19 protein-coding genes are annotated in these 21,525 nt (G+C 50.9%); 3 read left to right on the forward strand and 16 right to left on the reverse strand.

Translation table 11 applies throughout. The features are described from left to right. Nucleotides 1-11 precede the first annotated feature (11 nt). From yajC to BW972_RS04455, 6 genes are all read right to left on the reverse strand, one after another. Nucleotides 12-314: a preprotein translocase subunit YajC gene (yajC, locus tag BW972_RS04430; RefSeq protein ID WP_007655023.1), complete on the reverse strand. Its 303-nt coding sequence runs from the start codon at nt 312-314 to the stop codon at nt 12-14. Between the two features lie 33 nt (nt 315-347). After that, complete coding sequence (locus tag BW972_RS04435; protein WP_007655025.1) at nt 348-887, reverse strand: DUF1573 domain-containing protein; 540 nt, start codon at nt 885-887, stop codon at nt 348-350. 25 nt (nt 888-912) lie between these two features. Continuing rightward, nucleotides 913-1,911 carry an isocitrate/isopropylmalate dehydrogenase family protein gene (locus BW972_RS04440; RefSeq protein WP_007655027.1) on the reverse strand — a complete coding sequence of 333 codons (999 nt, stop codon included), beginning with the start codon at nt 1,909-1,911 and terminating at the stop codon, nt 913-915. Between the two features lie 2 nt (nt 1,912-1,913). Continuing rightward, complete coding sequence (locus BW972_RS04445; RefSeq protein ID WP_007655029.1) at nt 1,914-2,216, reverse strand: YtxH domain-containing protein; 303 nt, start codon at nt 2,214-2,216, stop codon at nt 1,914-1,916. Between the two features lie 80 nt (nt 2,217-2,296). Then, nucleotides 2,297-3,469 (reverse strand): transcription antitermination factor NusB, encoded by a 1,173-nt coding sequence (nusB, locus tag BW972_RS04450; protein WP_076421274.1) that lies wholly within the window; start codon nt 3,467-3,469, stop codon nt 2,297-2,299. A gap of 200 nt (nt 3,470-3,669) precedes the next feature. Then, a complete protein-coding gene (locus BW972_RS04455) occupies nt 3,670-4,770 on the reverse strand; it encodes a Glu/Leu/Phe/Val family dehydrogenase (RefSeq protein ID WP_076421275.1) in 1,101 nt (366 codons plus the stop codon). 150 nt (nt 4,771-4,920) lie between these two features. On the opposite strand from BW972_RS04455, the gene BW972_RS04460 reads away from it, so the two are divergent. Both BW972_RS04460 and BW972_RS04465 read left to right on the forward strand, forming a co-directional pair. After that, nucleotides 4,921-6,705, forward strand: a complete 1,785-nt coding sequence (locus tag BW972_RS04460) for an ABC transporter ATP-binding protein (protein WP_076421276.1) — start codon at nt 4,921-4,923, stop codon at nt 6,703-6,705. Nucleotides 6,706-6,842: 137 nt separating this feature from the next. Then, the gene (locus tag BW972_RS04465) at nt 6,843-7,262 is read left to right on the forward strand and encodes a hypothetical protein (protein WP_007653007.1); all 420 of its coding nucleotides are present in this window, start codon (nt 6,843-6,845) and stop codon (nt 7,260-7,262) included. Between the two features lie 152 nt (nt 7,263-7,414). On the opposite strand, the gene BW972_RS04470 is transcribed toward BW972_RS04465, so the two are convergent. From BW972_RS04470 to BW972_RS04500, 7 genes are all read right to left on the reverse strand, one after another. Further along, complete coding sequence (locus tag BW972_RS04470; protein ID WP_007653009.1) at nt 7,415-8,026, reverse strand: TetR/AcrR family transcriptional regulator; 612 nt, start codon at nt 8,024-8,026, stop codon at nt 7,415-7,417. 84 nt (nt 8,027-8,110) lie between these two features. Beyond that, on the reverse strand, nt 8,111-8,632 hold the full coding sequence (locus BW972_RS04475; protein WP_076421277.1) for a GyrI-like domain-containing protein: 522 nt from the start codon (nt 8,630-8,632) through the stop codon (nt 8,111-8,113). Continuing rightward, a complete protein-coding gene (locus tag BW972_RS04480; protein WP_007653013.1) occupies nt 8,629-10,398 on the reverse strand; it encodes an ABC transporter ATP-binding protein in 1,770 nt (589 codons plus the stop codon). The genes BW972_RS04475 and BW972_RS04480 overlap by 4 nt, the downstream gene beginning before the upstream one ends. A gap of 317 nt (nt 10,399-10,715) precedes the next feature. Further along, a complete protein-coding gene (locus BW972_RS04485; RefSeq protein ID WP_040573481.1) occupies nt 10,716-12,023 on the reverse strand; it encodes a cystathionine gamma-synthase family protein in 1,308 nt (435 codons plus the stop codon). A gap of 1 nt (nt 12,024) precedes the next feature. Further along, nucleotides 12,025-12,792 (reverse strand): tRNA pseudouridine(38-40) synthase TruA, encoded by a 768-nt coding sequence (truA, locus tag BW972_RS04490; protein WP_007653016.1) that lies wholly within the window; start codon nt 12,790-12,792, stop codon nt 12,025-12,027. A gap of 73 nt (nt 12,793-12,865) precedes the next feature. Beyond that, complete coding sequence (locus BW972_RS04495; RefSeq protein ID WP_007653017.1) at nt 12,866-13,405, reverse strand: GAF domain-containing protein; 540 nt, start codon at nt 13,403-13,405, stop codon at nt 12,866-12,868. Nucleotides 13,406-13,580: 175 nt separating this feature from the next. After that, a complete protein-coding gene (locus tag BW972_RS04500; RefSeq protein ID WP_007653018.1) occupies nt 13,581-14,780 on the reverse strand; it encodes an acetyl-CoA C-acyltransferase in 1,200 nt (399 codons plus the stop codon). A gap of 64 nt (nt 14,781-14,844) precedes the next feature. Here BW972_RS04500 and BW972_RS04505 point away from each other — a divergent pair, with 64 nt between their 5' ends. After that, a complete protein-coding gene (locus BW972_RS04505; RefSeq protein WP_076421278.1) occupies nt 14,845-15,342 on the forward strand; it encodes a DUF4293 domain-containing protein in 498 nt (165 codons plus the stop codon). 172 nt (nt 15,343-15,514) lie between these two features. On the opposite strand, the gene BW972_RS04510 is transcribed toward BW972_RS04505, so the two are convergent. From BW972_RS04510 to BW972_RS04520, 3 genes are all read right to left on the reverse strand, one after another. Further along, a complete protein-coding gene (locus BW972_RS04510; protein ID WP_076421279.1) occupies nt 15,515-16,861 on the reverse strand; it encodes a PepSY-associated TM helix domain-containing protein in 1,347 nt (448 codons plus the stop codon). A gap of 76 nt (nt 16,862-16,937) precedes the next feature. Beyond that, a complete protein-coding gene (locus BW972_RS04515) occupies nt 16,938-18,455 on the reverse strand; it encodes a SusD/RagB family nutrient-binding outer membrane lipoprotein (protein WP_076421280.1) in 1,518 nt (505 codons plus the stop codon). A gap of 27 nt (nt 18,456-18,482) precedes the next feature. Next, nucleotides 18,483-21,518: a SusC/RagA family TonB-linked outer membrane protein gene (locus BW972_RS04520; RefSeq protein ID WP_076421281.1), complete on the reverse strand. Its 3,036-nt coding sequence runs from the start codon at nt 21,516-21,518 to the stop codon at nt 18,483-18,485. Nucleotides 21,519-21,525 lie beyond the last annotated feature (7 nt).

A 21,525-nucleotide genomic window follows, 5' to 3' on the forward strand; every position in this document is an offset into this window, starting at 1 on the left:
GTTTCTTATCCTTATTTCACTTTTGCAGTGGCTTCCAGTGAGATAGCAGATTTTTCAAACACCAGGCGTACGCCTTTGTCTACTTCTATCTCTACGGTGTCATCGTTTACTGCTGTTAAACGACCATGCAGTCCGCCTATTGTCACGACCTGCATGCCTTTTGTCAGCTCTTCACGAAATTTTTTCTGGTCCTTCGCTTTCTTCTGCTGCGGACGGATCATGAAAAAATAGAAAACAAGGATAATAGCGCCGAACATCAGGAGTTGTGGCAGCATGCCACCATCTGGTGCGGCTTGGAGGAATATCGTTTGCATAAAAAGGTTGTACGCTCTGTTTAAGAGTGATTATTAGTTGAGTCTTACAGGGCCGTCAGCGCCTGCAGTCGGAATGCTTGATGTAGCCACATTGCCTTTCATCGCAATGCGAACAATGTTAGGCTCCGTGTTGGCACGGATCGTAACGGTAGGGGCCTGCTGGCCAGCCTTGTTGTTACTGTCGAAACGCACTTTCACTTCACCCTTCTGACCCGGAGCTACAGGATCTTTAGTCCAGTCAGGTGCAGTACAGCCGCAAGAGGCAGACGCACTCTCAATCACCAATGGCGTTTTGCCTGTGTTAGTGAATGTAAAGGTATGCTCTACCACCTCTCCCTGCTTGATCGTACCGAAGTCGTACTCAGACTCCTCAAACGTCATAACAGCTGCATTTTCAGTGCTGGTCGTTTGGCTGGTCGGCACCACGTTCGGGTTGTCGATCTGCTGTGGCTGTTCGGCTGTAGCAGTTGTCTCAGCGGCTGTTGCCTCTGCTTCTGTTGTGTTGTTCTGATCGCAGCTGGTCACTGTCATGGCAGCGCCAAGTGCTAGGGCAAATAAGAAATTCTTTTTCATATCAGTTAAACAGCTTTTGAGTTGATTATAGTTTCGAAATGATGTGCTGTGCAAATTCCATGGTGCTGGCATTACCACCTAAGTCGCCTGTGCACTGCTCGCGGTTAGCAAGCGTAGCGTCAAGGGCCGTCTCAATGCGGTTTGCCTCTTCTTTCAGGTCGATGTGATGCAGCATCATGATGGCAGAGCGCAACAGGGCAGTTGGGTTTGCCTTACCCTGGCCTGCAATATCAGGAGCAGATCCGTGTACAGCCTCAAAAATAGCCATGTCGTTGCCGATATTCGCGCCGGATACTACGCCCAGGCCACCTACCAAGCCCGCGCACAGGTCAGACAGTATATCACCGAATAGGTTTGTGGTCACAATCACGTCAAACTGCTCCGGCTTGATCACCAGCTGCATACACATGTTGTCGATGATCTTGTCGTCGTACTGGATGTGCGGATATTCTTTTGCAATTTCACTAGCTTCGCTCAGGAACAGGGCACCCGCGCTCTTCAGGATGTTGGCCTTGTGTACAGCCGTTACCTTTTTGCAGTTGTGCTTGTTGGCATACTCAAACGCAGCACGGATGATCTTACGGCAACCCACACGTGTCAGGCGGGCCACAGAGTCAGAGATCTGCAGGCGCTCGTCAAACATCTCCAGCCCAGAGTACAGGCCTTCGGTGTTCTCGCGGAACAGTACCAGGTTCACGTTCTCGAAGCGGGTATTTACGCCAGGTGTAGTCTTGGCAGGGCGCACGTTGGAGTACAGGTCGAACATCTGGCGCAGCTGCACGTTGATGCTCTTAAAACCTTTGCCTACTGGCGTTGTGATAGGGCCTTTCAAAGCCACTTTATTCTTCTTAAGCGAAGCAATCAGTGTAGATGGAATCAGCTCACCGATCGAGTCGAAGGTGGTCTGTCCTGCATTTTCCTCTTCCCAGGTTACAGGTACGTTTGCAGCGCTGAAAATGGCTTTAACGGCTTCTGTGATCTCTGGTCCAATCCCGTCGCCGGGAATCAGTGTAATCTCTCTCATGTTTATATTTCTTTCCTGCTGTTAATCTCGTTGATAAGTGAGTCGACATCGCCCAGTAACTTCTCGGCTTTGTCTTTGGCATCCTGTATCACACGCTGTCCTTCTGACTTGGCAGTAGTAGGCACCAGGTTACGATCCTCCACCAATTCTTCCAGCAGGTCTGAAAGGGTGTCGCGATACTTTTCAAGGCGGTAGCTTAGCCAGCTGCGTGTCTCTCTCCCTTTTTCAGGGGCAAACAGGATGCCAGCTGCAGCTCCCACAGCGGCTCCGGAAACGAAAAACAGTATATTGCTCGTTTTGCTCATAGGATTATCTCTATACTTATATATTAGGTATGTCGTTTTCCCCTATTACGGTATATCGGGGCTTAAAGACGCACTATACCTTATTTGTTGTCGATCAAACCGCGGCCTGACTTACGAATATCTCCTTTCGAGGTCAGTTCCTGCGCCATCTTGTCCAGTACACCGTTCACAAACTGCTTGCTCTTAGGTGTGCTGTACAGCTTCGAAATCTCAATGTATTCGTTGATGGTCACTTTCACGGGTATGCTTCGGAAGATGTGCATTTCGCAAAGCGCCATTTTCAGGATGATCTTGTCAAGCAGGGCCACACGCTCCACATCCCAGTTCTTCACGCTTTCGGCTATCATGGCCTCGTACTTTTCGTCATCCTGCAGTGTCTGGTGGTAGAGCTCTTCAAAGAAGGCTTTATCGTCTTCCCAGTTAGCCGAAAGATCCAGTAGCACGGGCTCCTCTTCGGTCTCTTCGCCAAACATCTTGACAGTCTTGTTGACCAGGCTTTTCACGATGGATTTATTCTCCACCCAGTTCAAATCCTGCTCTTCAAACAAAGATTGTAAGTTTTTTTCTTTAAAAATAATGTTTTTGAAAATATGTTTCACCACCTCCAGGTCCTCTTCAAGGGTAGGTTCAGGTAGTGCGAGGTAGTTCAGAAAGACCTCATCCTGCTTGAGGATATTTTTATAAACCGACCGGATTTCGCTGATGTCAGAACCCCAGCTGATGTTGCGGCGGATAATGTTTTCCTGATAAGACTTGTTGCTGAGGATGCGCTGTGCCACGCGATTATTCAAAAAACGCTTTACGTCCGGACCTTTAGCCTCTGTGAAGCGCTTCTCTTTCTTTTCTTCTTCATCTTCTACCAACTCGTTCAGCAGTTGCAATATTTGCAATGTGCCCAGGTAGTGGTCGTAAATGCGCTCCACAGCGCCCATCATCTGGTTGCTGTAATGCTTATAGTCCTTTTTGAGGGTGTTCTGGTAGTAGACTACCGCTCTGTTTACCGCGTCGATTATTTCCTTGTCGGTCTCTTCTGTTTCAAACTGGCCGGTTTCATGCCACTCTTTGAAGAGCAGCTGAGCAATCTGTTTGCGGCCTTCAAGCAGCTTACGGTCCTGCACTTCCATCGAGTTCAGGTCTGGAGCGAAGTCGTCTGCTATCTGGTCAAGTGCCAGCTGGTAATCCGAACCTTCGGCCTGTTTGTAGGCATAGATGGCTTGCATAGCCTTGATTCGAAGTGTTCTGCGGTTGAGCATAATGGTATTTTAAAGAACGTGTTGGTTGAAATGTATTAGTACTCTTAATTAATGCCGAAGCACTAGGTATAGCGGGTTATTGCTATGGTAATCTTATACGCAAAGGTAAGCCGATGCGTCAAAAACAGGGTAAGTGTAAAACAAAAGTGCCACAGGTTAATGCAGCACTTCTGTTTTATCATCTTTTCAATGGAAGAACCTTAGAAAGTAGATCTTACTTTGCTGATGCTGTTGATACGCTTCTCAGCCATTTTAGTGGCAGCCAGCTGGGTATAGATGCCTTCCTTCTCAGCCAGTTCAAAGATATCCAGGGTATAGCCGTAGATACGCTCTGTCTGAGCATAGGCGCTCTCACGGTTGTAGCCCTGCAGCTCAGAGTACACGTTGATCAGACCACCCGCGTTGATCAGGAAGTCTGGTGCGTATACGATGCCTTTCTCTACCAGCGCAGGTCCGTGCACCGCCTCGTCGCGCAGCTGGTTGTTGGCGCAGCCCGCAATTACCTTGCTCTTCAGTCGGCCCAGGGTATTGTCATTGATCGTACCACCCAGTGCGCATGGTGAGTAGATGTCCACGTCAAGATCGTAGATCTCGTCCATACCCACCACTTTCGCATTGTATTTTGCAGAAATCTCACGCAGACGGTCTTCGTAGATGTCGGTGATGAAGATCTGAGCATTTTCTTTGGCCAGCAGCTCTACCAGGTAGCCACCTACGTGACCAACACCCTGTACAGAGATCTTTTTGCCACTCAGTGAGTCGGAGCCGTAAGCCTTCTTGGCAGCGGCTTTCATACCCATGTAAGTACCATAAGCTGTTACCGGAGACGGGTCACCGCCACCGCCCATTGACTCAGGCAGACCAGACACGTGTTCCGTTTCCATACGGATGTACTCCATGTCTTTTGTGGTCATCCCCACGTCCTCAGCAGTGATATAGGCACCGTTCAGGTTCTTAACGAAACGGCCGAAACGACGAAGCAGGGCCTCGTTTTTGTCTTTTTTGGCGTCGCCGATGATCACGGCTTTACCACCACCCAGGTTCAGGCCAGAGATAGCGGCTTTGTAAGTCATACCTCTCGAAAGACGCAGCACATCATCAAGCGCTTCAGCTTCAGAAGCATATGACCACATACGGGTACCACCCAGGGCAGGGCCAAGTACTGTGTTGTGGATACCGATGATGGCTTTCAGTCCAGTCTCCTTGTCATGGCAGAAAACTACTTTCTCATGGTTATACTCTGATATCTGACCGAAGACCGACTTGTCTTTCTTCAGTTCAACTTCTTTTAGTTCGACCATTTATGAATTTGATTAAGGGTTATTCTATCTTTGTAGAAGCGAGGCAACAGATACCCCGTTTTTCGTGCTGCAAAATTAATTCTTTTTTTGATTAATTCAATTTGTACCTTCTAAGTCTACGTAAAAGCCTCTGAGCTTCATCTTCTTGCTGTGAAATCACTCCGTTATCTCAATAAATATCTCCTCAAGTATAAATACCGTCTCCTGTGGGGCCTGGTATTCATCATCATATCCAACTTTTTCCAGATTCTGCCTGCCCAGGTGGTGCGTCACGCCTTCAACCTGATCAAGGAGGGTATCAACCTGCACAACCTTTTTGAGGGTATGGCGCAGCAGGAAACAGTTTACGACACCTTTGCCAGCAGCATACTGGTGTATGGGGTAGTCATTCTGGTGATGGCTTTGCTAAGGGGACTTTTTCTGTTTTTTGTGCGGCAGACGATCATTGTGATGAGTCGCCTGATCGAGAACGACCTCAAAAATGAGATTTATGAGCACTACCAGAGCCTGCCGCTGAGCTTCTACCGCAAAAACAACACCGGCGACCTGATGTCGCGCATCTCTGAGGATGTGAGCCGGGTACGCATGTACCTCGGGCCGGCGATTATGTACGGCATTAACCTCGTGATTCTTTTTCTGATGGTGATCCCGTACATGCTGTCGGTGAACGTGAAGCTCACGCTCTATACCTTGATTCCGTTGCCTGTTCTGGCCATCAGCATTTATTACGTCAACAACATCATCGAGCGCAAGTCTGACGAGATACAGCGCAGCCTCTCAGGCATAACGACATTCGTGCAGGAGGCTTTTTCAGGTATACGGGTGCTCAAGTCCTTTGTGCGGGAGGACGACTCGCATAACAACTTCACCAAAGCCAGCAACAACTACAAAGACAAGTCGCTGGAACTCAACTTTGTAAACTCTCTCTTCTTCCCGCTGGTGCTGTTTCTGGTGGGCCTGAGCACGATCATTACGGTATACATCGGTGGTCAGGAAGTGATGAACGGCAGTATCACGACAGGTAACATTGCCGAGTTTATCATATACGTGAACATGCTCACCTGGCCTGTTACCTCCTTGGGCTGGACGGCCAGCCTGGTGCAGCGAGCCGCCGCATCGCAGGCTCGTATTAATGAGTTTCTGAATACGAAAAATGATATTGTGTCGCGCGAGAATATCCGGAAGCCGATCGAGGGCGATATCGTTTTTGAGAACGTTGACTTTGTATACCCTGATACCGGTATACATGCCCTGAAAAACGTGTCGTTTGACATCAAGCATGGCGAAACCCTCGCCGTAATCGGCAACACCGGCTCGGGCAAAAGCACGATCGCCAACCTCCTGCCGCGCATGTACGACGTAACGGGCGGCCGCATCCTGATCGACGGCATCGATGTGCGCGATTACAACCTGGAGAGCCTGCGCAGCCAGATCGGCTACGTGCCGCAGGACGTGTTCCTCTTCTCCGACTCCATCCGCAACAACATCGGCTTCGGTTTGCCGAGCATCACGGAGGAGCAGATGGTGCAGTCGGCTAAGGACGCCGATGTGTACGAAAACATCATGCGCTTCCCGGAGCAGTTTGACACGAAACTGGGTGAACGGGGAATTACCCTTTCGGGCGGTCAGAAGCAGCGTGTCTCGATAGCACGTGCGCTGGTGCGGGAGCCAAGTATCCTAATCCTCGACGACTCGCTTTCGGCTGTGGACACCAAAACGGAAAACGCCATCCTTAACAGCCTGCGTCGTATCATGGCTAACCGTACTTCGATTATCATTTCGCATCGGGTATCATCCGTAAAGCTCGCGGATAAGATTCTGGTACTGGAAGACGGGGAGATTGTGCAGCACGGTACACACGAAGAATTGATACAGCAACAGGGCTTGTATAAGGTGTTGTATGAGCGCCAACTACAAGCGGAGGACTCTCAGTAGCTTTAGACTATCAGCTCGGTTTGCAACTGAAAACCAATGCCTTACCGCACAATCGTCAATAACTTGGGGAATTTTTTGATACAGAAACTGTTATAGGTACGTATAGCAAGTTTATATGACCTCATAAATCTCTATCTATGGCTATTGACATACAGCAAATCGGTAAAAGGTTCCGTTTTTACACCAGCATCAAAGAACTCGAAATGCCACAGCTTCTCGAGATGACGGGCAGCAGCGAAGAGGTGCTTTCGAACATCCTTTGTGGCAAAAACTACATGCTCGATGAACTAGTGGGCATTGTAAAGAACTTTCATGACCTGAACACGCAGTGGCTTATTTATGGTGAGGGCAGTATGTTCAAGCCCATGGACGAGAATGGCGCCTGCAAAGACAATCACAAAGGGTGCCTCAAAAAAGACAAAGCTGCCTACCTGAAACAAATGCAAAACATGCTCATCGAACTCGATGCAGCTGAAGTAGCCAAAGGTCATCACGCCGATGTGGACGCATTGAAGGCCAAGTTGGAAGAATACAAAGCCAATCACCCGCAGGAGTAGCCCCCACATTTCGGGGAAGCCGGCTACCCAAACCCACCACTCCTTCTCACGGAACTTTTAAGCCCTGACAGGGCTGCTACAACAATGCCCCAACCTAAGATGCTTGCTTAAGTTGGGGCATTATTACTTTAATAGCTTTTATCTCCTGACTCTTATACCTTCACCCGTATACCTTCCAGAATCAGATTGACAGTGTACAGCACTTCCCGCTCTATCTTCTCAAAATCAATGGAGGGCAGGTTGTGAAACTGAGCCCGCTGGAATTCTTCAAACTGAATCAGGTCTTTGACCACCATGATAGAATAAGCCACCCGATCGGCTTCGCATTCTATGAAAGTACCGCTGGCTATACCTTCTTTGATGACCGTGGCGTAAAAGTTTGACTCTTTGGCCCGTGATTCCCTGAAAAGCTCCTGAAACATGGTGCGGGTCTCGATGAGCACCTTAATGGAGATGGTGTGTTGTGTTACGATCTCCTGATAATAACGCAACGAGGAGCGGATGTAGCGTAACAGGCGTTCACGCGGATCTTTTTCCTGTTCGGCTATTTTCTTGATACGGTACAGACTATCCTTCCACTCCTGCGAAAAAGCCTCGATGAAAAGGACTTCCTTGCTCTTGTAGTAGTAATAGAGTGTCGGTTTCTTGAGCCCGATGGCATGGGCAATATCGTCCAGCGTGGCTTTGCTGTATCCCAGCCTGCCAAACACTGACTTGGCTGCCTCTAGTATCAGCTCCTTTTTTGCCTCTGCCTTTTTGCCCAATTTGTTTTGCTGCTATCGTTCCACGGGGAAAGGCATAGCCACTCCCCTATCACCAAAGATATAGAGATAATCTATACTTGCAAGCTACTCCTTTACAGGGACCTCCACTATACCTTGGTGGTCCTCCGGAAACCACTCTACGTAGAAGGTCTCCAGTTCCAGACTCTTCTCTTCGGCGTAGTTAAAAATGGCTTCGTAGAGTTTGTTAGGTGAAAGCATGTAATGGGCGTTTACTTCACCGCGCAGGGCACGGCGGCCACCCGGTACTACCCGCAGTTCGTAATCAGCTGGCAACTGTACCGAGCTGTCAGGTATAACCACTCCAATAAACGCATCCACACTATCAGCCCGACCTTCCGGGTTGTTGTAGTAGATGTTGCCCAGCATACCTTCCAGCTCTTTTTTGTCAAGTACCTCGGCAGCTCTCCTGAAAGCGTCATTGATGGCATTGTCGTTTACTGAGCCTTTGAAAGAACGGCCTGCCATGTAGAGCTGCTCCGAGCTAACTTCGGTCACTTGTGCTGAGCTGAAACCTCCTAAATAGGCGTAAAAAGCCCCCACAATAACGGCTAGCACCGCCATTACTAACAAGAATTTCTTGTTCATAGATCGATCATGTTTTTATACTGCATGTGGTAGAGTTGGGCATAGTAACCCTCGTGGCGCAGCAGTTCCTCGTGGTTCCCCATTTCTTTTATCTCGCCCCGGTCCATCACGATTATCTTGTCCGCCTTTTGGATAGTAGACAGGCGGTGAGCGATGACGATGGACGTACGCCCATGCATGAGCTGGTCGATGGCGTACTGAATCAGTTCTTCAGTTTCAGAGTCGACGCTGGAAGTGGCTTCGTCCAGAATGATAATCTCCGGATTATAGACCATGGCCCGTACAAAGGAAATGAGTTGGCGCTGGCCTACTGATAAGGTAGCCCCACGTTCCATTACCTGATAGTGCAGCCCACCCGGCAGTCGCTCAATGAACTTACGGGCGCCCACCAGATCGGCGGCGTGCCACATCTGCTCTTCGGTGATAGCTTTGTTACCCAGGCTGATATTGTCGGCGATGGTGCCTGAGAACAGGAATACATCCTGCAGCACCACGCCTATGTGATGGCGCAAGACATCCAAATTATATTCTTTGATATCGTGCCCGTCAATCAGAATCTGGCCACTGTTGATCTCGTAGAAGCGGTTGAGCAAGTTGATAACCGACGTCTTTCCCGCACCCGTAGCACCTACAAAAGCTACTGATTCGCCCGCTTTCACATCCAATGAGATATTACGCAGTACCCAGTCCTCGTCCTTGTAGGCAAACCAAACGTCCTTGAAATTCACGTTACCCTTGATCTTCTCCGGTGCGTAGCTGCCATTATCCGGAATCATCTCTTTGCTGTCGAGCAGGCGCATGAGACGCTCGGTACTTACCACGCCAAGCTGCAGGGTATTGAAGCGGTCAGCAATCATGCGAATCGGCCGGAAGAACATCTGTATGTAGAGAATAAAGGCCATCAGCGTACCCAGCGACACATCATTGTCAATCACGCCGTGGGCACCGTACCACACCAGCAAACCAAGACCTGCCGCACCAATAATCTCCGCCACCGGGAAGTAAACCGAGTAGTAAAGCACAGAGCGTACGTTGGCACGGGTATGCTCCTTGTTGATCTCCTTGAACTTCTCCATCTCGCGCTTCTCGTTGTTGAAGATCTGCACGATGCTCATACCCGTGATGTGCTCCTGTACAAAAGAGTTGAGCCGCGCTACGGCCGTCCGCACATCCTGAAAGGTGTCTTTTATCTTCTCCTTGAAAATATAGGTACTCACGAGCATAATCGGGAACGTGGACAAACTGACTAATGCCAACTCCCAATCGATGTAGAACATGAAACCGAGAATGAAGACCAGCTGCAGGATATCGCCAATCATGGCTGCCAGGCCTTCACTGAAAACATCAGAGAGCGTTTCCACGTCGGACACGTTGCGGGTTACGAGCGTACCAATGGGTGTGCGGTCGAAGAACTTAAGTCGCAGGTTAAGGATGTGGCGGTAGAGTTGTACCCGGATGTCGCGCACGACATGCTGCCCCAGCCAACCCGCGAAATAGGTATGGAGGTACTGCACAATAGCGTGCCCTACTAAGAGCACGGCCAAAATCACAAACATCTTGTTCAGGCCCTCCCAGTCGTTCTGCAGAATCTCGTTGTCGACGGTATACTGGATCAGGAAAGGACGCACCGCAGCCAATATGGCCGAAGCGAAGGTCAGGAACACGATGAAGTAGAACGTCTTCAGGTAGGGCTTCACAAAGGTGAAGAGCCGCTTTATGACGTCCGCATCGAATACCTTGCCTGTATTTTGTGGTTTATCTTCCAAGTTTGTTTTTCTGTTTCTGTTATTTGAGGAGGATTTTTGGGATTTTCTCAAATACCGTATCCTACCACCCCTAACCTCTCCTTGTCGCACGGAAGCTATGGAATAAATCACATATCAGCCCGGTACACCAAACAACGCTCCCCTGTTCTCCAGCTATATCCCTACGAGTACTACATGCTAACCGCCTGCAAAGTTAATGGTTTTTGCATCAGGATTTTCGGGATTTATCAGGCACCATTGTCAAAACAACAATGACCTAAAAGGCATAAAAAAGCCCTCCCCTGTTTTCAGGGGAGGGCTTGGGTGGGGGCTTATACCTATACCTCCGCTTCCACAGGTATTGCTACTTTCTCGAGCGCCTGCGCAATGTCAGAGATAATATCCTCCGGGTGCTCCACACCTACTGAGATACGAATCATGCCCTCGCCAATACCCATTACGGCGCGGTCGGCCAGACAGATATCAGAGTGCGTCATGGAAGCAGGGTGCTCAGCCAGCGACTCAGTACCGCCGAGGCTCACAGCCAACTTGATCAGCTTCAGGTTGTTCAGGAACGTGAAAGCTTCTTTCTCGCCGCCTTTGATGTCGAACGAAATCATGGAACCCGCCGCTTTGCACTGCTTGTCATAAATGGCCTGTTGCTGCGGATTGTCCTTCAGGTAGCCCAGGAAGTAAATCTTATCTACTTTCGGGTGCTCTTGCAGGTATGAAGCTACTACTTCGGCGCCACGAGCCTGGCACTCCATGCGGATTTTCAGCGTCTCGAGGCTTCGCATCAGCATCCAGCCGGTCCACGGGCTAGCCATGGAACCCATGAACGTACGCATGCCTTTTACTTGCTTCATCAGGTCGGCAGGGCCGGCGCAGGCACCCGCGATCAGGTCGGAGTGGCCGCCGATGTATTTGGTGGCAGAGTATAACACGAGGTCGGCGCCGTGCTTAAGCGGATGCGAGAACACCGGGCCCAGGAATGTGTTGTCCACGGCAACGACCACTTTCTTGTCGGCAGTTGAGTGCTTCTTGGCCATAGCAGCACATGCCTCAATATCGACCAGGTGGTTGGTTGGGTTGGCTGGTGTTTCAATGTAAACCATCGCCAGTTTGTCGGCCATACCTGACTCCTCCAGCATTTGCTCTACCTCTTCAATCGGAGTGTTAGCACGGAAACCCATACTTTTCACGCCGAACTTCGGCAGAATGTTTTTGATGTAGTAATCAGAACCGCCGTATATAGGCTCGCTGTGCAAAATCAGGTCGCCCGGCTTGAGCAGGGCTAAAAGCGTGGTGCTGATGGCGGCCATGCCGCTGGCGAACACGGCAGCTTCTTCAGCGCCGTCCCAGAAGCGGAGGCGGTTTTCGAGTATTTCAAGGTCGGGGTTGTTGAGGCGGCTGTAGATCAGGCCAAGCTGCTCTTCGGCGTGCTTCTCACGCAGGCCATATGCTAGTTCAAAAAATGCCTTGCCCTCCTCCGCGTTCTTGAAAACGAAAGTAGACGTCTGATAAATCGGCGCCTTCACGGCCATTTCTGACCACTCTGGGTTGTACCCGTAGCTCATCATTAAACTTTCGGGGCGCAGGTGCTTGCCGTTTAGATGGGGACCGTTTTGGTCTTCTGGTAATTGCATGCTATAAAGGGTTTGTTTTGGGTGATGTCTTGAATATATGCTCCGGATACGTCACCTTGGCCAGGTATAGCCCCTCTGAGGGTGCTGCCCCGCTGGCCTTGCTGCGGTCCTGACCAGCCACGATACGCTCAAAATCCGTCACTGTAAGCTTGCCGCGACCTACATCCAGCAACGTGCCTACCACCAGCCGCACCATGCCCCGCAAGAAGCGGTTGGCCCGGATCGTGAAGACAAGCTCGTCGCCTTGCTGGCGCCACACGGCCTCGTAAATGTTGCAGCGGTAGTGCTTAGTATCGCCTTTCACTTTGCTAAAGGTCGTAAAATCCTCGTAACGAAGCAAAACAGTGGCCGCTTCATTCATCTGCTCCACATCCACAGAACGCGGCAGGTAGGTGGCGTAGTATCGTGTAAATGGGTTCTTGGCTAAGGTGATGTGATAGTGATAAGTCCGTTCAAAAGCGTCGAAGCGGGCATGGGCCTCGTCGGTGACCAGGTATAGGTTCTTCGCTACAATATCATCGGGCAACAGGCGATTGAAGCGGTAGACCATGTGCTCAGGGTTCAGCTCCTGCGCCACATCAAAGTGCGCGAACTGCTGACTCGCATGCACGCCTGTGTCGGTGCGGCCACTGCCTGTCGTACTGATAGGCTGCCGCAGTACTTTGCTCAGGCAATCTTCGAGCACCTCCTGCACCGAAAGGGCGTTGGGCTGAGTCTGCCAGCCATGAAAACGGGTGCCGTCGTAGGCGATTTCTAAGAAGTAGCGCATACGACAAAGATAAAAAAATAAACCCGCAGGCCTTTGGAGGTCTGCGGGTTTAAAATGTTCGGAATAAATTAAATTAAGCTACAGGGTCTTCCACTACCTTTTTACGGAGGTAGCGCAGTTCTATTTCATCCATCACAATGGCCGCCAGCTGACTAAGCACTTTCTGGTCGGCTTCCGAAAACTCGCGCGGCTGTTTATCCACGATGCAAAGCGTACCCAGATTATACCCCTCGGCTGTCCTCAACGGAGCTCCCGCATAAAAGCGAAGACCGAAATTGCCTGTTACCAAGGGATTTGCCAACAAGCAAGGTTCATTTACGGCATCCGGAAATACAGTAGGACCATCGTTTAGAATGGCAAGTGAACATAAGCTGATGCCCCGACTCACATTCTCGACGCCTTCCATACCTACATTGGCTTTAAACCATACGCGCTCTGAGTCAACCAACGCAACGAGGGCAATGGGTACATTAAACATGCGGGCAGCCATCGCCGCTATGTGATTGAAAGCACCCTCTGGAGGTGTATTCAATATATCAAACTCTTGCAGCTTCTGTAATCTCTCCTCATCATTTTGAGGAATCAGGTTCACCCCAATAAAGGTGTTTTTCATAATTTTTCGGTCAGTGTCTAATCGCACGTCATGCGTGTAGATTACAACCTTTAATAGTGGTTAACCGTTCCAGCTGCTTTGCTTAATATGCGGGCTATCGGCTTACACAATTGTTAATTTGCTATACCTTACTAAGCACCAATAGATTAGCAAGGCTATCAGGTATATTGTTTTTTTAAAGCTTTTCGTAAATGATAGCCGCGCCCTGGCCTACGCCCACACACATCGTGGCCAAACCATAGCGCACGTTGTCGCGGCGCTTCATCTCGTGCAGCAAAGTAGCCGAGATACGAGTACCACTGGCCCCAAGCGGGTGACCGATGGCGATGGAGCCGCCGTTCACGTTCACGATGTCCGGATTGATGCCGAGCTCCTGCACGCAAGGTATAGCCTGTGCCGCAAAAGCCTCGTTTATCTCGGCTAAGCCGATGTCATTGATGGTGAGACCTGCACGTTTCAGAGCTTTCAGAGTAGCCGGCACAGGGCCCATGCCCATGTACGCCGGCTCCACGCCTGCCACGGCCGCCGACAAAATGCGTGCCATTGGTTTTAAGTTGAAGCGCTTCACGATTTCCTCACTCACGATAATGGAGGCTGCTGCGCCGTCATTTATACCAGAGGCATTTCCTGCCGTTACGGTGCCGCCTTTCTTGAAAGCCGCGCCCAGTGTGCCTAGTTTTTCAACAGAAGAAAGGCGTGGGTGCTCGTCGGTGTCGAAGATAATCGGGTCGCCTTTGCGCTGCGGTACAGGTATAGGTATGATCTCGTCTTTGAACTTGCCGGCTTCAGCTGCGGCCTTGTACTTAAGCTGCGAACTATGGGCAAACTCATCCTGTGCTTCACGTGAAACACCGTAGCGCTCGGCCACATTTTCGGCCGTTTCGCCCATGGTATGCGGATAGTGCATCGACGAAAGCGTGTTGTTCACAAAGCGCCAGCCAATCGTAGTGTCATAAATCTCAGGAGTTCGGGCAAAAGCAGTTTCAGCTTTGGCCATCACGAAAGGCGCACGCGTCATGCTCTCCACGCCGCCAGCCAGGTATACATCACCGTCGCCGCAGGTAATGGCCCGACCTGCATCGATAATAGATTGCAAACCTGAAGCACACAGTCGGTTAACCGTTACGCCGCCAATCTCGTGCGGTAGTCCGGCTAACAGAAGCGCCATGCGGGCCACGTTGCGGTTGTCTTCACCAGCTTGGTTGGCAGCCCCCAGTACCACGTCCTCAATCAGGCTCGGGTCTACCTGCGGATTGCGGGCCATTAATTCCTTCAGAATAAAGGCAGCCATGTCATCGGGGCGCACGCTACTGAGTGCTCCGGTAAACTTGCCAACGGGTGTTCTGACTATATCAATTATATAAGCTGTGCTCATCAATTTTTGTTTTACAGGTCTTTGTCTAATTTTGCATCTCTTTGCAAGTTAAATTAACCCCTTTATGATACAAAGAATTCAAACCGTATTTCTGGCCCTGATCGTGATCGCGATGGTGTCTTTGTTGTTTTTGCCGCTCTGGTCCAAAGTTGATGCCGTGTCTGGTGAAGAAGTTGTACTGACTGCCTGGAACCTGTCTTTCCAGACTATAAACGAGCAGGGTGAGGCCGTGCAAGCCGGTGCGCAAACAGGCACCAGCACGATTGCCATTGGGATATTAGCCATCATTGCCGCAGCTGTGGCGCTTTATGAGATCTTCCAGTACAAGAGCCGCATCACCCAGATGAAGTTCGGTCTGATCAATACATTGGTATTGGTGGCGCTGTTCGGTACGTCGTTCTACTATGCCAACTACGTAGGGAATGTTATGGTTTCCGGCAACGAGGGTGCATATGAGGCGGGCTTCTACATGCCGGTACTCGCGCTGCTGCTCAATGCCCTGGCTAACCGCTTTATTAAGAAAGACGAAGACCTGGTTCGCTCTGTTGACAGACTGCGCTAAGGTATAGTAACCCGTAATAAAAAAGGCTTCCCCTGATCGGAGAAGCCTTTTTTGTTTTAGTGTCACGCATGTCATTTCGAATGCAGTGAGAAACCTGGTGCATCCTTGTCAGAGGTAGCAGATTTCTCACTGCATTCGAAATGACAGAGAATTTGTTCCAAAGCTAACGTCATCAAGCAGTAGCTCTTTTCGCCACAGGTATAGAGCCCTTCTTCGACTTCTTGCGCAGTTTGTTGATCCAGATGATCGTGCCGGTTACCGGTAAACTGGTAGCGACAAGGCAAGCGATAAAGTATAGTATCTTCGAGAAGGTGCCGTACACATTGCCCACGTGCAGCGGCTTGATGGACGAAGTGATCTTTTCGTTAAAAGCTTTGTCAGCAAAGATATCCGCCTTCAGCACCTCACCGCTGTACTGGTCAAGCTGCAATCTGTCTGATGCCGCCGGAGCGAAGAAACCTACTTTGTTTTTGTTGATGGAAACAGTAGCGGCCGAGTCCGTTGACAGCGAAATGCGATAGTCGCCCTCGTAAGGCAGCACCTGATCGGCTGACTTTACATAGTCTGCAATGGTTAGTGTAGCGGTCTGCGATAGGTCAGCTGGCACTTTTGAAAAGAGCGGCTCTTCTTTGCGGTCTTTCTGTGGCGTAACGCCCAGCACTTTAAAGAAGCCCTCCTTATACCACTCAAAGGACCAGGTAAGGCCTGTGAGCGACATGATCAGCAGCAGGAACGAAGAGTAGAAACCAAGCGAGTTGTGCAGGTCGTGGTTGATGCGCTTCCAGTTGCCACTCCACTTGATCTTGAGGCCCTGTCTCCAGTTCTTCACTTTCTGCGGGAACCAGATTACAAGACCACTGATGATGATCAGGGTGAAGATAACCGTTGCCCAGCCTACGATCGGACGACCAACTTCGGTGTCAAGCAACAACCAGCGGTGCAGGCGGAACATCGACATGAAAAACTCTGAGGCAGGTCCGTCAGTAGTGCCCAGTACTGCGCCGGTGTATGGATTTACCAAGTAGTTGGTGCCACGGTCGCGGCCACCACCGGGACCACCGCCGGCAGGACCGCCTTTTGCCACAGCGCCTTCTGGTCCCTTCTTGCCTTCAGCAGCTTTTTCGCCACCGCCTTTTTCAGCACCTTTGCCTTCACCGCCACGTTTTTTACCATCTCCGCCTCGTCCCTCGCCTTCTTTCTGCTCGGCTTTCTTCACATTCAAGGTATAGCTGCGACTGGCATCGGCAGGTATGGTGATGGCACTTACCTGACCGCCTGTTTCGGCTGCTACTTTTGCCATGATCGTCTCAGCTGCCAGGGGTGTTGCGCCTTTCTCGACCTGCACGGTAAATTTTTCGGGCTCCAGCATCTCCTGTATTTCGGTGCTGAAGGTATAGATCGTGCCGCTCAGGCAGACTACAAATAGAATAATACCGCTTGCTATACCCATCCACAGGTGGAGGTCATTAAACAGGCTGCGCACTTTCTGCCAGGTTGATTTTTGCTGATTTTTTTTCATGATGAGAGATTAGCTAAAAACCTCCTCCGCTTCTTGAGCGAAGGAGGCATGGGAACTGATTATATTACTATCTATTTTACTTATTCCAAAATACTCTCGAGCGGAAAGGGTCAATCGCGCCTTGTTTGGCCACTTCGTCACTGTTCGTGTATACCTCCGACTGACGGTATGTCAGTCGTCGCGGCCTGAAATCCAGGTCGGCCGAAGGGCTCTGCAGCGACTGCGGCAACCTGCTCAGGTAGTTCAGTCTCCTGAAGTCGTTCCAGGCTTCGATGCTGCTGATGCTGTTCAGCGCCAACCACTTCTGTTCTATGATGCGCTCTATTTTATCAGGCGCTAAAGCAAAGTTAACAGATGGCTGCGCATTGTAAGCAGTAAATTCGGTGGCAGGCACCTGCATATACCTGAAAGACTCTTTGATGGCCTCTTCATAAAGCATCTGCGCACCGGTTAGCCAGCCTCTCTCGGCCGCTTCAGCCTGCAGGAACAAGCTCTCAAAGGAAGACAGCAGCACCGATGGCTGCTGGGCGCTCTTTAGCAAACCTGCCGGCTGGTTGCCGTTTTCGTTTGGACCAAGCAGAGCCGAAGTCTTCGCCATGGTATAGTCAGCGCTGGTGGCTCCCAATGGCACGCCTACATAATCGCCTGCTACGCTGCGATAGAGTTTCGGCAGACGCGGGTCGTTGCGCTCTTTGTACTGCTGCACCAGGTAAGCCGTAGGGCGCAGGGTATTATAACCGGTGGTAAGCGCTCCGGCCTGGTTTCGGTAGTAAGCGTCCCAGAAAGGGTTCTGCATACCTGCCGTGATCTGGTAGCCCGGGTTCACCATTGCACTTTCGCCAGCTCCCAGGAAGCCGCTCCCCTCCTGCTTTATTCTGGCCAGCTCGCTGTTAATATAGCCTTCTCTACCGGCCTCAGACTGACGCAGCAGGGCTCTTAGCTTGATGGTGTTGGCAAACTTCACCCAGAGTGTCAGGTTGCCTTTGAAGATCACGTCATCGGTTACCGGCTTTTTAGACAAAGCCGTTGCTGCTTTTATATCCTGTATACCTGCTGTGATCAGGTTGATGGCGCCCTCGTATACCTGCTGCCCGTCTTCGTATTTAGGCGTTACGTTGGTGCTGCCCTGCAGTGCGTCCGAGAAAGGCACGTTATTATACAGGTCTACCAGGCGCATGAAGTGCCAGCCCTGCATAATCTTCGCTATACCTACATAGGCCAGGTCGCCGGTGGCCGCGGCACTGTTTTCGATGTCTTTGTAGTTCACCAGCGTGGTATAGCTGTCTTCCCAGATCGGACGGCCGTCACGGTCAAACGACATGGCCTCTACACCATAGGTCTCTTCCAGTCTGAACAGCGATGTATTGACTGGGCCATCCGTGGCTTTAGCCCAGTAGCCTACCCACACCGCGCCCAACTGGTTCAGGGCACCTGTCTCCAGGTTCACGGTCTTCACAAGCGCATTAGGTAGTTTCTGCTCTACCGGCACATCGACCGGTGCGTTCGGGTTCACGTTCGTATCCAGGAAGCTGTCGCAGGCGGTAAATGCAGTACCTGCTAAGGCGATCAGGAGGAAGGATAATATTTTTTTCATATCTCTAAGTATAAAGAATGATGTTATTTAGAATGTCACATTTACATTGAAACCGAATGATCTGGCAGGAGGAAGATGTCTCCAGCTCATGTAGCCCTCGCTGCTTCCGCCAGCGTACACAAATTCCGGATCATTGTATATGTTGTCTTTTGCCCAAACCGAGAACAGGTTGCGTCCTACAAAACCGATGGTCGCTTCTTTTACCAGATTCTGCCCATCGAGCCAGCCGCTTGGCAAGGTATAGCTCAGGCTCAACTCTCGCATTTTGAAGAAATCCGCACTCACAGCATAGTTCGACTGCACCGTAGCATAGTGGTTCGCCCAGTAGTTGCGATCTCCTGTGGTCTGGATCTCGGTGTTTGGAGTGAACACGCCCGGAGAAGTCTCAATCACAGAATTCGGGATCACGAAGGGCTCACGGCCATACTGCGTTGTCAACGGACTGGTACCGTCTGAGATCATGCGGGCTGCTGCCTCGGTGTATACCACGGCGCCCATGCGCCAGTCAAACTGCGCCCCCAGCTGCAGACCTTTGTATTGCAGGGTGGTGTTGAGGCCGATCTGGTAAGGCGGCGTACCGGTACCGCCATAGTATAGCTCTGAGCCACTTACCGGGTTGCCAGTGCTCGGGTCTACAATGATCCTGCCTTGCGGGTCGCGCTTGTAGTCTGTGAAGAGGTAGCTGTTGTAAGGCTTGCCCACGATCAGGTAGTTCTGGCGGAAGTGGAACAGCTGGTCAATGCCGCCGTAAATCTCCTCCACCTTGCTCTGGATGTGCGTCAGGTTAGCGCCCACATTCCATACGAGTTCACCCCGCTGGATCACATCCCCATTCAGGTTCAGTTCGATGATCTTGTTGCTCGCTTTGAAGGCATTCACCCAGGCCGAAGTAAAGCCCGATCCGGCAGAGATATCAGCCAGAATGGTACCGTCTGTGGTCCTGGCATCTACATAGGCTGCCTCCAGGTTGAGACGGTTCTGGAAAAAGCTCAGCTGCGTACCTACTTCAAAGGAAGTCACAAATTCCGGCTTCAGGTTCGGGTTGGCATCAGAGGTGCCCAGGCTGAAGCCCGGCAGGTTTGCGTATGGGAAGCCGTTGGTTTGGCTGTACACGTTCTGCAGCTGGTAAGGGTTTACTACTACGTTGCCGGTCTTGTTATAAGAGGCGTATACCTTGCCGTAGGATAGCGTACTGTTGTTTCGAAGCGGAGCGATCGCATCGCTGAACACAAATGACGAACTCACACCCGGGTAAAAATAACTGCGGTTTTCAGGGCTCAGCACCGACACGGCTTCCTGGCGACCAGTCAAGGTCAGGAACAGGTAGTTATTGTAGCCAGCCGTAAACTCCCCAAAGCCTGCCACTTGTCTTCTCTGGCTGATGCTGGACTTGCCACCAAGCTGCCCTAATCGATTGTCCTGGTTAAACAGGCCAGGCACTACCAGCGCCGAGGCGCTCAGATTAACGGCTTTGCTATCGTCGGTGCGCACGTTGTTGCCCAACAGCAAGCGGGTACTGAACTTGCCGAAGTCTTTGTGCATGTCAAGAATGAAATCGCTATTGATTCTTCTGAACGCCTGGGAAGCGTCGTTCACGCTGCCCGGTATGTTTGTGCGGCCCGGGGTGGTGTAAGTAAACTTGCCCACTGTGGTGCGGATGTCGTTGTTGCGGTTATAAAGGCCCAAACGGTAGATGGCGTTGATCCAGGGAGCAATTTCGTAGTTGAGCTCTATGTTACCGGTCAGGGTCTGTTGCTCATTCACTGTGCGCTGGTTGGCGGCATTAAAGAACGGATTAGGCTGGTTGGTGCTGAACCAGTAGTTCGGATTCACGAACAGGTTGTTTTCCCAGTCCTTCAGGTCGGCAAAAGGAAGGCTGGCCGGCAGACGGTATACCGTAGACCACGGCTCACTCTGTGTCACGTCGCTTTTGTTGAACACATAGTTTACGTTGTAGCTGGTGCTCAGCTTGCCAAAGGAACGGGAGCCGTTGAAACGGGCGCCTGAGCGTCTATTCTTGTCTCCTTCAATGATGCCTTTAACCAGTACATCCTGCAGCGAGAAATAGTAAGTTGATTTGTCGTCGCCACCTGAGAAGGACAGGTCGTTTTGAGTGGTAATGCCGGTATTGAAAAAAGCCTTTCTGCCGTCGGGGTTAGCGCTGTAGGGCAGTTCCCACTGGCTACCGTCTGGCAGCGCGGGCCCCACTGGCCGCACCACTCCGTCAAAACGAGGTCCCCATGACTGGTACTGCAGCGGGTCGTATATGCCGTTCAGCCCTTGCCCGAACTCTGTCTGCTGCTCCGGCAGGCGGGAGATCTTCTCAAAAGTGGTGGTATTGGAGAAATTTATGCGTTGCCTGCCCGCCCGCCCCTTCTTGGTGGTGATCATCAATACACCATTCACCCCATCAGAACCGTAAACAGCTGCTGCGTTTGCACCCTTCAGCACGTTGATGCTCTCGATATCATTCGGATTCAGGCGGTTGATATCAGGTATAGGTACACCGTCTACAACATAAAGCGGTGCGTTATTGCCCGTGTGGGAGCGTATACCGCGTAGGTTTACCTGCACATCCGGGTCCACCTTGCTGTCAAACATGTTGATGCGCAAGCCCGACACCTTACTGGCCAAGCCAAGAATTGGGTTCACCACTTTGCCCTGGTTCAGCTCGGCTGTGTTGACTTGCGCACTGGCCGTACCCAGTTCACGGGCAGGTCGCTTTATTCCTAATGCGCCTGTTACTACCACTTCTGATAACTGGGTGTTACCAGACTGCAGCTGTACCTGCATAGAACCCGCGTCTCCATTTACAGGCAATTCGCGGGAAGCAAAGCCAATGTATGAGAACACAAGCACCTGCCCTTCAGCGGCCTTCAGTTTAAACTCGCCATCGCTATTCGTCGTCGTAGCTTGGTTTGTGTCTTTCACGCGTACTGTCACGCCTGGCAGCGCAGTGCCTGTGGTTTGTTCTACTACCTGCCCGAGTACCTGAAGCTCCTGGGCATTGGCTCCCATGGTGGTCACTAGCAAGAGCATACATAGCAGTAATTTTTTTAACATGTCTTAT

The sequence above is a fragment of the Pontibacter lucknowensis genome, assembly GCF_900156415.1.
Classification (GTDB): Bacteria; Bacteroidota; Bacteroidia; order Cytophagales; family Hymenobacteraceae; genus Pontibacter; species Pontibacter lucknowensis.